Origin of the sequence: Luteimonas sp. WGS1318 (assembly GCF_043187535.1) — a bacterium.
Taxonomy (GTDB): Bacteria; Pseudomonadota; Gammaproteobacteria; order Xanthomonadales; family Xanthomonadaceae; genus Luteimonas.
Window position 1 is genome coordinate 2424716 of sequence record NZ_CP171131.1, and the last position, 14424, is coordinate 2439139.

Here is a 14424-nt window from a genome sequence, read left to right on the forward strand (position 1 = left end):
ACTTCCCGATGACCGAAGCTTCCACCACGCCCTGGCAGGGCCAGCCGCACGCGATCGTCGAGCGCGATGGCGTCCGCTATACCCTGCTCGGCACCGCTCATGTGTCCCGCGTCAGCGTGGAGGCGGTCGAAGACGCGATCGGCAGCGGCGCGTTCGACGCGGTCGCCGTCGAGCTCGATCCGCAGCGCCTGCAGGCGATCACCGATCCCGACGCGCTGGGCAAGTTGAATCTCGTCGACGTGATCCGCAAGGGCCGCGTCGCGCTGTTCGCCGCGAACCTCGCGCTGTCGGCCTATCAGCGCCGGCTCGCCGAGCAGCTCGGCATCGAGCCGGGCGCCGAACTCAAGCAGGCCGTCGCGCTGGCCAAGGCGCGTGATCTGCCGGTGGCCCTGATCGACCGCGATGTCGGACTCACGTTCAAGCGCGCCTCGCGCCAGCTCGGCTTCTTCGGGCGCATGAAGCTGATGGGCAGCCTGCTCGGCGGCCTGCTGGCCTCGGACGAACTGGGCGAGGACGAGATCGAGAATCTCAAGCAGGGCGACATGCTCGAGTCGAGCTTCGGCGAGTTCGCCAAGTCGAGTCCCGAGCTCTATCAGACCGTCATCACCGAGCGCGACCGCTACATGGCCGCACGCCTGCGCGAGAGCGCAGGCGAGGCGCGCGAGGTGCTCGCCGTCGTCGGTGCCGGCCACCTGGCCGGTCTCGCCAGGCACCTGGCCGAGGACACCGAAGCGCCGGCGCAGACGCGCGCCGAGCTCGAACATGCCCCACCCGGCCGCAGCCTGCGCTGGGTGATGACCGTGATCACGCTGCTGATCCTGGCGATGATCGGCTGGGGCTACTACCAGGGCGGTGCGGAACTGGGACGGCAGCTGATCAAGGAGTGGGTGCTGATCACCGGTGGTTTCGCCGCACTCGGCGCACTCGCCGCGCTGGCGCATCCACTGGGGATCCTGGCCGCGGCGATCGCCGCCCCGCTCAAGCCGATCCGGCCGCCCGGCATCTCGCCCGGCCTGTTCAGTGCGCTGGTCGAGGCCAACGTCCGCAAGCCGGCCTACGGCGATTTCCTCGCACTGCGCGACGATGCCGGCACGCTGCGCGGCTGGTACCGCAACCGCGTGTCGCGGACGATCCTCAACTTCATGCTGACCAATATCGGCTCGAGCATCGGCGTGTGGGTCGCCGGGTTGCGGATCGCGGGCAAGGTCTTCAGCTGATCACAGCGCAGTCTTGGAAACAGAAACGGGCCGCACGCGCGGCCCGTTTCCGTATGCAGCTTCCGTAGGAGCGCGCCTGCGCGCGACGGGGCTTTCCTGGGAATGCTTCATCGCGCGCAAGCGCGCTCCTACAGTGTGCTTCAGCGGGCGACCATTTCGTGCTGACCCACATTGGTTCGAGCATCGGCGGGTGGACCGTCGGGCTGCAGATTGCGGGAAAGGTGCTCACCTGATCGCAGCAGGTTTCGAACATAAAGACGGGCCGCACGCGCGGCCCGTTTCTGTATGCAGCTCATGTAGGAGCGCGCTTGCGCGCGATGGGGCTTTCCCGGGAATGCCGCATCGCGCGCAAACGCGCGCCAACGGTGCTCGTCAGCCGGCGTTCGCGGCCGGCGCCATCGGCTCCACGCCCCGCGCGCGCCGGATCAGGCGCGCACTGCCATGACGCAGGTCGTCGAGGATCGCGTAGATCGTCGGCAGGAACAGCAGGCTGACCACGGTCGAGAACGCCAGGCCACCGGCTACCGCACGCGCCATCGGCGAATACGCCAGGCCGCCGAGCACCACGGTGTCGCTCAGCGAGATCGGAATCATCGCCAGGATCGCCGTGCCCATCGTCATCAGGATCGGGCGCAGACGCTCGCGACTGCCTTCGACCAGCGCCTCGAGCCGCGGCATGCCACGTCGCCTGAGGTTGTTGATGTGCTCGACCATGATGATGCCGTTGTTCACCACCACGCCCATCAAGACGAGGATGCCGATGAAGGCCATCACCGTGAACGAGGTACCGGTGAGCCAGAACAGCCAGAACACACCGAAGATCGAAAACACCACGCAGCTCATGATCGCGGCCGGAAACAGCAGCGATTCGAACACCGCCGCCATCACCACGTAGATCATCACCAGTGCGATCACGAAGTTGAAGAGCATCTGCTGCACGGCCGCCGAATCGTCCTCGAAACCGCTGCCGGCGAAGCTGTAGCCGTAGCCCGGCGGGAACACCACGGTGTCGAGCGTGGTCTCGATCGCCTTGCGCGCGTCGGGCATCGTGGCCTCGCCGGCGAGGTTCGCCTGCAGGGTCAGCGAGGTCTGCCGGTTGAAGCGGTTGATCCGGCTGGCCGACGGCTCCACCGTCATGTCGACCAGGCTGGTCAGCGGCACGCTGCGGCCATCGGGTGAGCGCACCATGAAACTGGCGATGTCGGACTGGTTGAACTGCTCGGCGCCTTCGAAGCGCACCCACACCGGCACCTCGTTGTCGCCCTGGCGGAATTCGCGCAACTGCGAACCGCGCAGTGCCAGGCCGACGAAACGCGAGACCTCTTCGGCGGTGAAGCCGAACGCGGCCGCGCGATCGCGATCGACGCGGATGGTCAGCTCCTGGTTCTGGTCGCCGGCGTCCACGCGCACGTCGCGCAGCGCGTCGTGCGCCGACAGCAGCGGCAGCACGCCATCGGCCAGTTCACGCAGCACCTGGCTGGAATCGCCGATCAGTTGCACCTGCACTCCGCCGCCTCCGCCGCCACCGCCCTGGTCGCCGCCGCTGTTGATGCCGATCTCGGCACGTGCGGATTTCGGCAGCGCCTTGCTGATCGCCTCGCTCAGTGGACGGGTGTCGCCGACATCGTCGTTGAAGGTGATGATCGTGCCCGAGTCACCGCTTTCGCCGAACCACGAGTACAGCTGCTTGATCCGGTACTCGTCGCGCCGCGCGTCGAGGAACGCCTCGACCCGGCCCACTTCCTCCGAGCGCTGGGCGAGGTTGTAGCTGCCCTTCCACTGGTAGAAGACGTTGATCTCCTTGCCGCCTTCGCCACTGCCGAACATGTCGAACTTCATCTGCGTCGGCGGCACCAGGCTCGCGACGGCAAGCACGCCGATCGCCACCAGTGTCCAGCCTCGATGCAGCAGCGACCAGCGCAACAGCCGCGCATAGCCGCGCTGCAACCGCGGAATCAGACCCCCGGGTTTGGCCACCGCGGGCGGCGTCTTCATGCGCGCCGACATCATCGGGATCAGGCTCACCGCGACCAGCCACGACGCCAGCAGCGACACCGAGATGGTGATCGCCAGCTGGGTCATGAAGATGCTGATGTTGTTGGTCTCGCCCAGCAGGTTGGGCACGAAGACGATGCAGTGGCTCAAGGTGCCGGCCGACAGTGCGATCGCCACGTTGCGCGTGCCGACCACCGAGGCCAGCCATGGCTGGTTCGGCATGCGCTCGCGCTCCTGGTAGATGCTCTCCACCACCACCACCGCGTTGTCGACGAGCATCCCGACCGCCAGCAGCAGGCCCATCAGCGACAGCACGTTGAGCGTGACGCCGAAGAAGTGCATGAAGCCGAGGGTGATGATGAAACAGATCGGGATCGCCAGCGTCACCATCAGCGTCGACGGCCAGTGACGCAGGAAGAAGTACAGCACGATGATCGACAGCACCAGGCCGATCGCACCTGCTTCGACCAGCTCGAGCAGCGACGACGTGACCTCGTCGCCCATGTTCTGGATGACCTTCAGGTCGATGCCTTCGAGCCCGGGCTCGCTGCGCGCGGCCTCGACCTCGGCCAGCACCGAGCGCGAGACTTCCACCAGGTTGGCGTCACGTTCCTTGTAGATGTCCAGACCCACGGCGGCGCGGCCGTCGAGACGGCGCCCGTAGTCCATGCGCTGCGGCTTGAAGCGCACGTCGGCGACGTCGCTCAGGCGCAGGCCCTGTTGATTGATCACAAGATCGCGCAGTTCCTGCAGATCGTCGATCTCGCCGATCGGCTGCACGCGCAGGCGCTGGCCCGCTTCGAGGATCTGCCCGGCCGAGACCGAGAAGTTCAGCGCACGCAGGCGCGTGGCGAGTTCGTTGAGTTCGATGCCGTGCGCGTTGAGCCGGTCAGGCTGGACCGCGATCTCGACCTCGTTGGGTGGCGCACCACTGATCTCCACGCGGGCCACGCCGGGCACGCGTTCGAGCCGGCGCTTGAGCTGCCGGTCGATCATCTCGTAGCTGCCGCTCAGGTCGACGTTCGCGGCCAACCGGATCCGCAGCACTGCCTGGTCGCCGCTGGACCACTTGAAGACGAAGTAGCGACGGAAATCGTCGGGAAGCTCACTGCGGATCGCGTCGATGCGCTCGCGCGCCTCGGACGCGCTGATCGCGATGTCGCGATCCCAATCGGAGAACTCCATGAAGATGTCGGCGCCGTCCGGATTGGCCCGGCCGCGCATGCGCTTGATGCCGCTCATCGTCGCCAGCGCTTCTTCCGCCGGCCGCAGCAGGTTCTGCTCGGCCTCGACCGGCGTCGCGCCGGCATAGGGCAGCTGCACGAACAGGAACGGCGCCGTGATGTCCGGCAACGCTTCGAGCGGCAGGCGCACCGAGGCGATCAGGCCGATCACGACCATCGACACGAAACACATGATGGTCGTGACCGGGCGACGCAGGCTCAGCTCGGCGATGCTCATTGCGCGGCGGCCTCCAGGTCGGCATTGGCACCCAGACGCGCGCGACGCCCGCGTTCGGCGTAGTACGCATCCGACTTGCGGTCCAACAGGTCGTAGACCACCGGGATCACCAGCAGCGTCAACAGCGTGGACACCGCCAGGCCGCCCATCACCGTGATCGCCATCGGCGAGCGCACCTCGGCGCCCTCACCGAAGGCCAACGCCAGCGGCAGGAAGCCGAACAGTGTGGACAGCGTGGTCATGATGATCGGCCGCAGGCGCGAGCGTGCACCCTCGACCAGCGCTTCGCGCTTGGCCACGCCGGCCTCGCGCAGCTGGTTGATCTTGTCGATCAGGATGATCGCGTTCTTGACCACCAAGCCGACCATCAGGATCAGACCGATGAAGGCCACGATCGAGACCGTGTTGCCGGTCATCAGCAGCGCGCCGATCGCGCCGACCATCGCCAGCGGAATGGTGAACAGGATGACGAAGGGATGCAGCAGCGATTCGAACTGCGACGCCATCACCAGATAGACCAGGAAGATCGCGAGCGCGAACGCCATCAGCAGCGAGCGCAGCGATTCGGCCAGTTCCTCGCCCTGCCCGCCGATGTGCATGCCGACCTCGGGGCCGAGCGGATTCTCGGCGACCATCTGCCGCACTTCGCTGACCGCGGTGCCGAGATCGATGCCACGCAGGTTGGCCGAGACCACGGCCACGCGCACCTGGTCGGCGCGGTGGATCTCGCTGGGACCGATTGTCGCCACCACGTCGGCCACCGAATCCAGGCGCACCGGCGCCGCGCCGCCCGGGTTGATCACCAGGTTGCGGATGCGGTCGACCGAATCGCGCTCGCTTTCCTGCGCGCGCACCAGCACGTCGATCTTGCGGTCACGGAAGTTGTAACGCGTGGCCACTTCGCCGCGCACCGCACGCACCACCGCGTCGGCGATCTGCCGCGTGGTCAGGCCGAGCGCACCGGCGCGCTCCTGGTCAAAGATGATCTGCACCTCGGGGAAGCCCTGCTCCACCGTGCTCTTGACGTCGGTGTAGTTGGGATTGCCGCGCAGCAGTTCCGCCATGCGCTGCCCGGCCCGCGCGAGGCCGTCGAGATCCTGACCGCGCAGTTCGATTTCCAGCGGCGTGGAGAAGCTGAAGAGCGCGGGCCGGCTGAAATCGACGGCCACGCCGGGATACCGCTGCATCGTCGCGCGCAGGCGATCGCTCTGCTCGGCCTCGAACGCGCGGCTGCCGCCGCCGCTCATCACCACGCTCAGACGGCCGATGTTCTCGCCGCTTTCGGTGGGATTGGCATCGAGCCGAGTGCCGCTGCCGCTGACGCCGAACAGCAGTTCCACGCCCTCGTCGTCGTCGTGGGCCAGCTGGACCTCGCGCATGATGCGGTCGGTCTCGCGCAGCGGCGTGCCAGGCGGCAGCTTGGCCATCATCTCGAAGCGGTCCTGCGCCAGCTGCGGAATCAGATCGGTGCCCAGCATCGGCACCGCGAGCAGGCTGACCAGAAACACCGCGCACGCGGCGCCGAGCACCAGCCACGGGCGCGCCAGCGCCGCCGGCAGCGCGCGCAGATAGCCGCGTTCCGCACGTCCGTAGGGCGCCATCGCCAGTTCGCTGGCCCGGCCCATGATGCGTCCGACGATGCGCGACACGAACCGCCACGCGCGTACCACCAGCCAGACGATGCCGAACAGTGCGCCACGGATGCCCGCCCCGATGCCGCGCCCGGTCGCGGCCACCGGCTTCTGCCAGCGGCGCTCCGGCCGCCATTGCGGATGCGGCGGCTCTTCCGGGAAGGCCATCGGCGGCCGGCCCTTCAGCGAGGCCAGCATGGGGATCAGGGTCAACGCCACGAGCAGCGAGACACTGACCGCGATCGCGATCGTCAGCGCCTGATCGCGGAACAGCTGCCCGGCGATGCCGTCGACGAACACCAGCGGCAGGAACACCGCAATGATCGTCAGCGTCGACGCGACCACCGCCATGCCGACCTCGCGCGTACCGACGATCGCGGCTTCGAGCACGCCCAGGCCGCGGTCACGGGCCTTTTCGATGCTCTCCAGCACCACGATCGAATCGTCGACCACCAGGCCGGTCGCCAGCGCCAGGCCGCCCAGCGACATGACATTGAGGCTCAGGCCGAACTGCTCCATGAAGAAGAACGTGGTGATGATCGACACCGGCAGCGACAGGCTGACCACCAGCGTGCTCCAGCCGTTGCGCAGGAACAGGAAGATGATCAGGATCGCGAGCGTGCCGCCGATCAGCGCGTCGGTGCGCACGTCGCGGATCGCGGCGCGCACGAACTTCGACTGGTCGTCGACCACGGTCAGGGTCATGTCGGCCGGCAGTTCCTTGCGGATCGCCTCCAGTCGCGCTTCCACCGCGTCGGCGGTGGCGACCGTGTTCGCGTCGCCTTCCTTGTAGATCGCCAGCTCCACGGCCTCGTTGCCGCCGAGCCGGATGATGCTCTCGCGTTCCTTGTAGCCCTGGCGCACGGTGGCGATGTCGCGCAGGCGCACCGCACGGCCGCCGGCGATCGTGCTGCTGCCCTCACCCGACGTGCTCTGCACCGACGCCGCGGCCGCGAGCACCGCCTGCGAACCACTCGCTGCGGCAATCGCCGCCATCTGCTGCGCGGCGCTGGCCGCGGCGTCGTCACCACCGCCCTGGGTGGCGACCAGCATCTCGCCGATCTGTTCGACGCTCGCGAACTGGTTCACCGTGCGCACCAGATAGCGCTGCGTGCCCTGGTCGAGACGCCCGCCCGAGAGGTTGACGTTCTCCTGCTGCAGGCGCTGGATGACGTTCTCGATCGGCAGACCGATGCGCGCCATCTGCTGCAGGTCGAGGTCCACCTGCACTTCGTCCTCGAAGCCGCCGCCGACCCGGACCGCGGCCACGCCGATCACCGGCTCCAGCTTTTTCTTCAGATCGTCGTCGGCATAGCGACGCATGCGCGTGAGTTCGGTCACCGCGTCGCCGGTGCCACCGGCGGTCAGCGCCAGGCGCAGCACCGGTTCGGTCGACGGATTGAACCGCAGCAGCACAGGCGGCGTGACCTCGAGCGGCAACTGCAACGCCTCGAGCTTGTCGCGCACCTCCAGGCTGGCCTGGTCCATGTCGGTGCCCCAGGCGAACTCGAGCACCACGTCGCTCTGCCCGGTGCGCGAGATCGAACGCAGCTTGCGCACGCCCTTGACCACGCCGACGACTTCCTCCACCGGTTCGCTGACCAGGGTCTCGATTTCCGCCGGCGCCGCGCCGGTGTACTCGGTGCGCACGGTCAGCGTGGGGTAGCTCAGATCGGGCAGCAGATTGACCTTGAGGTTGCCCAGCGCGATGAGTCCGAACAGCATCAGGCTGATCGCGACCATCCACACCGTCACCCGGCGCCGGGTGGAGAACTCCACGAGGTCGAATCGCCCCGGTGCGGCATGCGGATCCATCGGTTGGCCCTCCGTGGACGGGCCGCCCGCCGGCCCCTGGTTCGGCGTGGTCGTCATTACGGCGCGTCACCCTGGGCGGCGTCGGCCGCCGGCGCTGCGGGCGCGTCCGCAGCCGCGGCGGGCGCATTGGCACCGACCACCTGCACCGCACTGCCCTCGCGCAGCGCCACCTTGCCGGCGGTGACCACGGCGTCGCGTTCCGCCAACCCGTCGCGGACTTCGATCAATGCGCCGTCCACATAGCCCAGCGTGACCGGCACGCGCACCGCCTTGCCGTCGCGCACGGTGAACACCGCGGTCTCGTCGCCGTCTTCCAGCAATGCGCTGCGCGGGATCACCAGCGCATCGGCGCGCTCGTCGTAGTCGATGCGGATGCGGCCGAACATGCCCGAACGCAGCGCCTCGTTGCCTTCGAACGCGCACACCACGCGGAACGTGCCGCTGCGCGATTCGACGATCGGCGCGACGCGCTCGACCACGCCCTCGAAGGTCTCGCCGGGGAGTGCATCGACCGTCAGGCGCACCGGCTGGCCGCGCTTGAGCACGCGCAATTCGCGTTCGGGCACGTTGAGCGTGGCTTCGATGCGGGCGTTGTCGACGATGCTGAAGATCGGCGTGTTGATCTGCACGAAGTTGCCGGTGCGGATCATGCGCTGCGAGATCACGCCCGAGATCGGAGCGGTGACGGTGGTGTAGGACAACTCGAGCTGGGCCATCTCGTGCTGGGCACGCGCGGTGTCGAGGTCGAACTTGATCTGGTCGAGATCGTTGGCGCTGATCATCTGCTGGCCGACCAGCTGCTGCGCGCGCTTGTAGCTGTTGTCGAGCTTGCCCATCGTCGCGCGGCTCTGCAGCACCGCCAGGCGCGCCCGGTCCGGGTCCAGGCGCACCAGCGGCTGCCCGGCGCGCACCGTGTCGCCCTCTTCGACCAGCACGTCGAGCGCGATGCCCGAGGTCTTGGCGACGACATCGGCGCCCCGCGGAACCTCCAGCGCGGCCGTGCCCACCCAGCTGGCCGCCACGCTGCGACGGGTCACCAGTTCGGTCTCCACCGGGACCGGCGCCTGCGCCTCGTCCGCGGACTTGGCCTGGGCATCGCCATCGCCCCCCTTGCAGGCGGACAGGACGAGGACGGCGGCGAACAGAACGGCGCCGGTGAGAACGCGTCCCGCGGACGCGAAGGCATGCGGTGTGGACATTGGATTCGGAAGGCCCCTACGGTGTGGTAGCAAGGTACATCACCAGAACTGCTGGTTCATGCGCCATTGGTCATGGTGACGTCCGCAGGGCCCCTGTGCACGGCACATTGGGTTTGCCCGGACGCCGTGGCTATACTGGCCCGGTTGTGCGCCGGTTCATGCAGCCGGTTGGTTCCCCACGCCATCACGCCTCCCAGATCGCCACGCTCCAGCCCTCCAGGATTGCGGAAACCCAAGATGACGCGACCGCTGCTGCTCGCCGCCTGTTTCGCCCTTGGCGCCTCGGCGCCGCCCGTCCTCGCCCAGGACGCCGCCGCACCGGAAGCGACCAACGCACCGCTGTCGGGCAACGCCGACACCGGCCGCACGCTGACCTACACCTGCCAGGGGTGCCACGGCATCGACGGGTACCGCAACGTCTATCCGCACTATCACGTGCCGAAGATCGGTGGCCAGTCCAGCGAATACCTGGTCAACGCGCTGCACGAGTACCGCCGGGGCACGCGCCGGCATCCGACGATGGAAGCCCAGGCGAAGAGCTTTTCCGACCAGGACATCGCCGACATCGCCGCCTTCCTTTCGGAGCTGACCCCGTGACCGGTGCCTCGATCCGATCGTCCGTCCGCCTGCTGCCGCTGGTGCTGCTTGCCGGTCTGCTGACCGCTTGCGGCGGCGCGGACCACGACCCGAATGCCCAGCCGATGCGCACCACGTCGTCGGCCGGACTGCCCAGCGGCCGGGTAGATGCCGGCGAGCAGGCGGCCAACGTCAAGAGCGCCGCGACCGGCCAGACCTGCATCGACTGCCACGGCGCCGGTGGCAACGTGCCGCTCGATCCGACCTATCCCAAGATCGGCGGCCAGTACCGCGACTACCTCGCCCATTCGCTGCAGGCCTACCGCGACGGCGACCGCGAGCATGCCCTGATGTCGCAGCAGGCCGTTGGCCTGAGCGACCAGCAGATCGCCGATCTCGCCGCGTACTTCGCGGCGCAGCCGAGCCAGCTGCGCGATCTGCGCGGCGCGCACGACAACTGAGCCCTGAACCGGCGGCGCTGTCTGCGCGCCGCTCGATGGTGACGTGCCTGTCTTGGCGGGCACGCACGAGTCTCGCCCCGAGGGGCTTTAGCTGATTCGATCTGACCAGGCGTCTGTCTGGTTCTGTCTCGTGCGTGTGTCTTTACTGCTCTACCCGGCTCCAGTTTTTCCCGGTTTTTGCTTTTGCCTTTTGCCTTTTGCCTTTTGCCTTTTGGTTTTGCTTCTTGCTTTTGCTTTTATTTTTGCTTCGGCTTTTGACTTGAATCGAGCCGTAGAGCGAGCCGAGCACCGGAGCCTGGCGCGGCCGGAGAGCAGCCCATGTTTGAGCGTAGCGAGTTTGGGCTGCGTGCCGCGTCAGGCGAGGAGCGGAGGGGACCGATGCGGCTTCATCGCATCGGCTCGCGTCCGGCGAAGGGACCTTTTGGTTCCTTTTGGGTCCCTCCAAAAGGGACTCGCACGCGCGAGCGGGCGAAAGCTCTGCACTTGCTTGAGCTTCTTCGCCCGTCGCTTTGCGACTTTGATCTTCCTTATAAAAACAATGGATCAAACGCGGAAGCGAAGATCAACGACAGGGCTTCCGCGCTGTCGCGCGGCTTACTTTTGTCTTGGCAAAAGTAAGCAAAACCGTCTTCGCCGGACGCGATCCGACACGGCTGCGCCGTGCCGGTCCCCTGCGCTTCTCGGGCGACGGGGCACGCAGCCCAAACTCGCTGCGCTCAGACATGGGCTGCTCTTCGACCCCGCCGCCCTGCGATGCTCGGCTCGCTTTACGGCTCGATTGACGTCAAAAGCCGGAGCCAAAGCCAGAGCCTGAGCCTGAGCCCCGGCACAAGCAGAAACGGACGCGGCGCGCGAAGTCCATGGACTGACCAGCCATTCGGCTGTTGAAAAACGCTTCCGCCTACGCGGGAGTGACGACCTCAGACCGACACACGCACACAAAAGCAGACAGGCGCCGCGTTCAGCTCACTCAGCCGCCGAGGCTGTCCTGATCTTCCTGCAGCTCCGGCTTCCACGGCACGTCCGGCGGCGGACGGCCGTCGGTCTCCACGTCCTGCATGTTCGGGTCGGTGATGCCGCAGCCACCGCCGAACGCGAGCAGCGCCACGTTGCAGCGGATCGTCTTGCTGGTGCCCGGGATCGGGATGAGCACGGTCTTGACGCTGCGTCGTACCCACTCCTCCAGCAGGGTCTCGCTCGGCACCCAGAACCGGTCGAAGCTGGTGGGCTCGTAATCGGTCGGTGGGCGCCGCAGCCAGGTGCCTTCGCGGTCGATCTTCGCGAAGTCCTCGGTGATCGTGCCCGGCGGCAGCCCGCCGCCGACGCGCCCGCCGTCGGCGAGACGCGGACGACCGTCCGCACCGAGCAGGCCCGACGGCGTACCGCGCTGGCCGCCGTCGCGTGCACTCACGCCGTCGCCCCAGTCGTCGGCTGCGCGTGTCGACGGCGCAGCCCCGGGTGGCGCGCCGGCCGTGGGGCCACGCCCGGCCGTCGGTGCCGGTGTGCGGGCGCCCTGACCGGGTTGCGGCGTGGCCGGCGCGGCGGCCACTGCCGGTGATGGCGATGCGGCGGCGCCGGGCGCGGCAGTTGGCGAGGGATCACGCAGCGGAACCGCACGGTCCCGCGCGGTCACCTCGGGCGCCGCCCGCGCCGGCGACACGGGCGCGTCGAGGGCAACCTCGCGCTGCGGAATCACCGGCACCGGTGCGCGTTCGGCGATCTCGGCCATCGCCCGCTCGCGCACCTCGACCTGCACCTCGCGCGGCGTCACGACGTCCGGCGCGGCCACCGGTGCCGGGGATCGCAGCACTGGCACCTCGACCGCCTGCATCGGCGCGCCGGCGATCTCGCGCTCGCGCACCGCGACCTCGGGCAAGGCCTCGCGCGGCCGCGGCGGCGGCAGGGTGAAGTCGATATCGGGCATCGGAGTCTCGGTGATCTGCAGCACCTGGGCGGCGGCCTCCTCGCCGTCGGCGGCGGACGCCGTCTCGGGCGCCGGCTCGACGACCTCCTCCGGCATCGGCGGCGCAGACGCCGCCGGCGTGGCGACCGCGGCGGACGGCGTCGGCGCCGCCGCGGCGTCCGCGTCGGGCTGCGGCACGTCCTGCGCCGCACCGCCGCCGGTGTCGTCCGGCGTTCCCGTCCCGATGAAGACGGCCTGCACCACGTGCTCTTCGCCGAGCGCTGCCGGCGCGTCGGCGGCGAGGAACCGGGTATTCATCAGCGCGAACAGCAGGCTGATCCAGACGATCTGGACCAACAGCGTGGCCGCGAGCGACAGGCGCCGCAGGCCGCGCTGGTCGCGCGGCGGCGGTTCCCACAGCGGATGGATCAGGCCCGCCCAGGCATGGAGCCGCGTGGCGGGCACGGGAAAGCGCTTGCGCGGCGGCGGCGGCCGAGCCGCGAGTATCTCGACGATCGCTGACGCCGTGGCCCCGGTCACCGCACCGACCCGCACCCGGATCGCGGACAGCCAGATCGCCCAGCCCGGCGGAAACCCCTCGACGGCCGCCTCCGGCCGGATCGAACGGCGCCGCCTGCGGCGCAGCACGTCGATCAGGTCAGCGGAAGTGAACATCCGTTCGCGGCCGCCCGTCGTCGTGGCCGGTTACGCGACGTCGCGCGGCATGTAGGGCGCGTCGCCGGTCTCGTGATCCGTCGCATCGCGCACTGCGGTCACGCCCGGCACCTTGTCCATCAGCGTCTTCTCGATGCCCTGCTTGAGCGTCACATCGACCAGGCCGCAGCCGTGGCAGCCGCCGCCGAAGCGCAGCACGACCACGCCGTCGGCCGTCACTTCCTGCACGGTCACGTTGCCGCGGTGCTGGGCGAGCTGCGGGTTGACGTCGTTCTCGACCACCCAGCGCACGCGTTCGACCAGCGACGCGGCCTCCGGCGGCGCCTCGCCCTTGATCTTCGGCGCACGGATCTGCAACTGGCCGCCGGTCGCGCGCGCCTCGTAATCGATCTCCGCGCCGTCGAGGTACGGCACGCTGGGCGCATCGAGCCACAGCGTGAAGCCCTCGCAATCGATCGCCCACTCGTCACCCAGCAGTTCGCTGCTGTCGGCGAATTCCAGCCGGACGTCGGCGCGGCTGGTGCCGGCATGGACGGCCGACAGCCGGACCCCGAGGCCGGGCGTCGACTCGCGCTCGAGCAGCTTGCGGAAATGCGACTGGGCGGTTTCGGAGATATTGATCATGCGGCGTATTCTAGCGGCCCCGCGCGGCGGCACACGGCCCTGTCCGTCTGTCGCATGAATGCCGCGCATGCCCGCAAGGAGCCACCGCCATGTCCGATCTGATCCCGCTCGCCGATGCCCACTGTTTCGCCCGCCGCGGTGCCGAGCATCTGCTGCCCGAAGCCCGCGTGCGCGAACTGCTGCCCCAGGTCTCCGGCTGGACGCTTGCCGAGGACGGCCAGGCACTGACGCGCACCTTCCGGTTCGACGACTACCACCGCACGATGGCCTTCGTGAACGCGCTGGCCTTCATCGCCCATCGCGAAGACCACCACCCCGACCTCGGCGTGCACTACGACCGCGTCGTCGTGCGCTATTCGACCCATGATGTCGGCGGGCTGTCGGAAAATGACTTCATCTGCGCCGCCAAGGCCGACCGGCTGGTCGCCTGATGCGCCGCCTGCTGACGCCGGACGCCGAGCCATCGGCGCCGCGCCCCCGCGCGCACCGGCGCGTCGTCCTTCACGCCCTCGTGCCGTTCCTTGGCCTGTGCGTCGCGTCCGCCACATTCGCCGGCGCTTCCACGCATGACGCGGCCGACGGCGCCACGTTCGGCGCCTCGGTCGACATCCCCAGCAAGAGCAGCCATCCCCCCTCCTATCCGCGGGAGGCCGTGCGGGCGGGCGCCACCGGCACCGTCATCGTGCGGGTCGACGTGGACGCGAAAGGCAGTCTGCAGAACGTCTCGGTGGTGGAGAGCAGCGGCCACGCCGCGCTTGACGCCGCCGCGGAGGAGGCGGCCCGACGCTGGACCTATACGCCCGCGATGCACGAAGGATCGCCGGCACCGGGCCACGTGCGCATTCCGATCGATTTCATGCTCTGAGG

Annotated in this window: 11 protein-coding genes; 6 read left to right on the forward strand and 5 right to left on the reverse strand. The window is 68.6% G+C overall.

Annotated features, from left to right (window positions below; genetic code table 11):
• Positions 1-8 precede the first annotated feature (8 nt).
• Positions 9-1217, forward strand: coding sequence for a TraB/GumN family protein (locus tag ACF3M1_RS11105; RefSeq protein ID WP_394000627.1), 1209 nt, complete (start codon positions 9-11; stop codon positions 1215-1217).
• Between the two features lie 372 nt (positions 1218-1589).
• Here ACF3M1_RS11105 and ACF3M1_RS11110 read toward each other — a convergent pair whose 3' ends face one another.
• From ACF3M1_RS11110 to ACF3M1_RS11120, 3 genes are read right to left on the reverse strand one after another with little or no spacing between them, the layout of a single operon-like run.
• Positions 1590-4673 (reverse strand): efflux RND transporter permease subunit, encoded by a 3084-nt coding sequence (locus tag ACF3M1_RS11110; protein WP_394000629.1) that lies wholly within the window; start codon positions 4671-4673, stop codon positions 1590-1592.
• Positions 4670-8176, reverse strand: coding sequence for an efflux RND transporter permease subunit (locus ACF3M1_RS11115; RefSeq protein ID WP_394000631.1), 3507 nt, complete (start codon positions 8174-8176; stop codon positions 4670-4672). The genes ACF3M1_RS11110 and ACF3M1_RS11115 overlap by 4 nt, the downstream gene beginning before the upstream one ends.
• Positions 8176-9318, reverse strand: a complete 1143-nt coding sequence (locus ACF3M1_RS11120; RefSeq protein WP_394000633.1) for an efflux RND transporter periplasmic adaptor subunit — start codon at positions 9316-9318, stop codon at positions 8176-8178. Before ACF3M1_RS11120 ends, ACF3M1_RS11115 begins: the two co-directional genes overlap by 1 nt.
• 237 nt (positions 9319-9555) lie before the next feature.
• Between ACF3M1_RS11120 and ACF3M1_RS11125 the strand changes: the two genes are divergently transcribed.
• The 3 genes from ACF3M1_RS11125 to ACF3M1_RS11135 all read left to right on the forward strand — a co-directional run bounded on the left by ACF3M1_RS11125 (position 9556) and on the right by ACF3M1_RS11135 (position 10973).
• Positions 9556-9915 carry a c-type cytochrome gene (locus ACF3M1_RS11125; RefSeq protein ID WP_394000635.1) on the forward strand — a complete coding sequence of 120 codons (360 nt, stop codon included), beginning with the start codon at positions 9556-9558 and terminating at the stop codon, positions 9913-9915.
• Positions 9916-10019: 104 nt separating this feature from the next.
• On the forward strand, positions 10020-10355 hold the full coding sequence (locus ACF3M1_RS11130) for a c-type cytochrome (protein WP_394005249.1): 336 nt from the start codon (positions 10020-10022) through the stop codon (positions 10353-10355).
• Positions 10356-10673: 318 nt separating this feature from the next.
• A complete protein-coding gene (locus tag ACF3M1_RS11135; protein ID WP_394000637.1) occupies positions 10674-10973 on the forward strand; it encodes a hypothetical protein in 300 nt (99 codons plus the stop codon).
• A gap of 352 nt (positions 10974-11325) precedes the next feature.
• On the opposite strand, the gene ACF3M1_RS11140 is transcribed toward ACF3M1_RS11135, so the two are convergent.
• Both ACF3M1_RS11140 and ACF3M1_RS11145 read right to left on the reverse strand, forming a co-directional pair.
• Entirely contained in the window at positions 11326-12933 is a 1608-nt protein-coding gene (locus ACF3M1_RS11140; protein ID WP_394000638.1) for a hypothetical protein, read from the reverse strand.
• 30 nt (positions 12934-12963) lie between these two features.
• Positions 12964-13557: an NfuA family Fe-S biogenesis protein gene (locus tag ACF3M1_RS11145; RefSeq protein ID WP_394000640.1), complete on the reverse strand. Its 594-nt coding sequence runs from the start codon at positions 13555-13557 to the stop codon at positions 12964-12966.
• 89 nt (positions 13558-13646) lie between these two features.
• On the opposite strand from ACF3M1_RS11145, the gene ACF3M1_RS11150 reads away from it, so the two are divergent.
• Both ACF3M1_RS11150 and ACF3M1_RS11155 read left to right on the forward strand, forming a co-directional pair.
• Positions 13647-13988, forward strand: coding sequence for a 4a-hydroxytetrahydrobiopterin dehydratase (locus ACF3M1_RS11150; protein ID WP_394000642.1), 342 nt, complete (start codon positions 13647-13649; stop codon positions 13986-13988).
• Positions 13988-14422, forward strand: coding sequence for an energy transducer TonB (locus tag ACF3M1_RS11155; RefSeq protein ID WP_394000644.1), 435 nt, complete (start codon positions 13988-13990; stop codon positions 14420-14422). The genes ACF3M1_RS11150 and ACF3M1_RS11155 overlap by 1 nt, the downstream gene beginning before the upstream one ends.
• Positions 14423-14424: the final 2 nt, after the last annotated feature.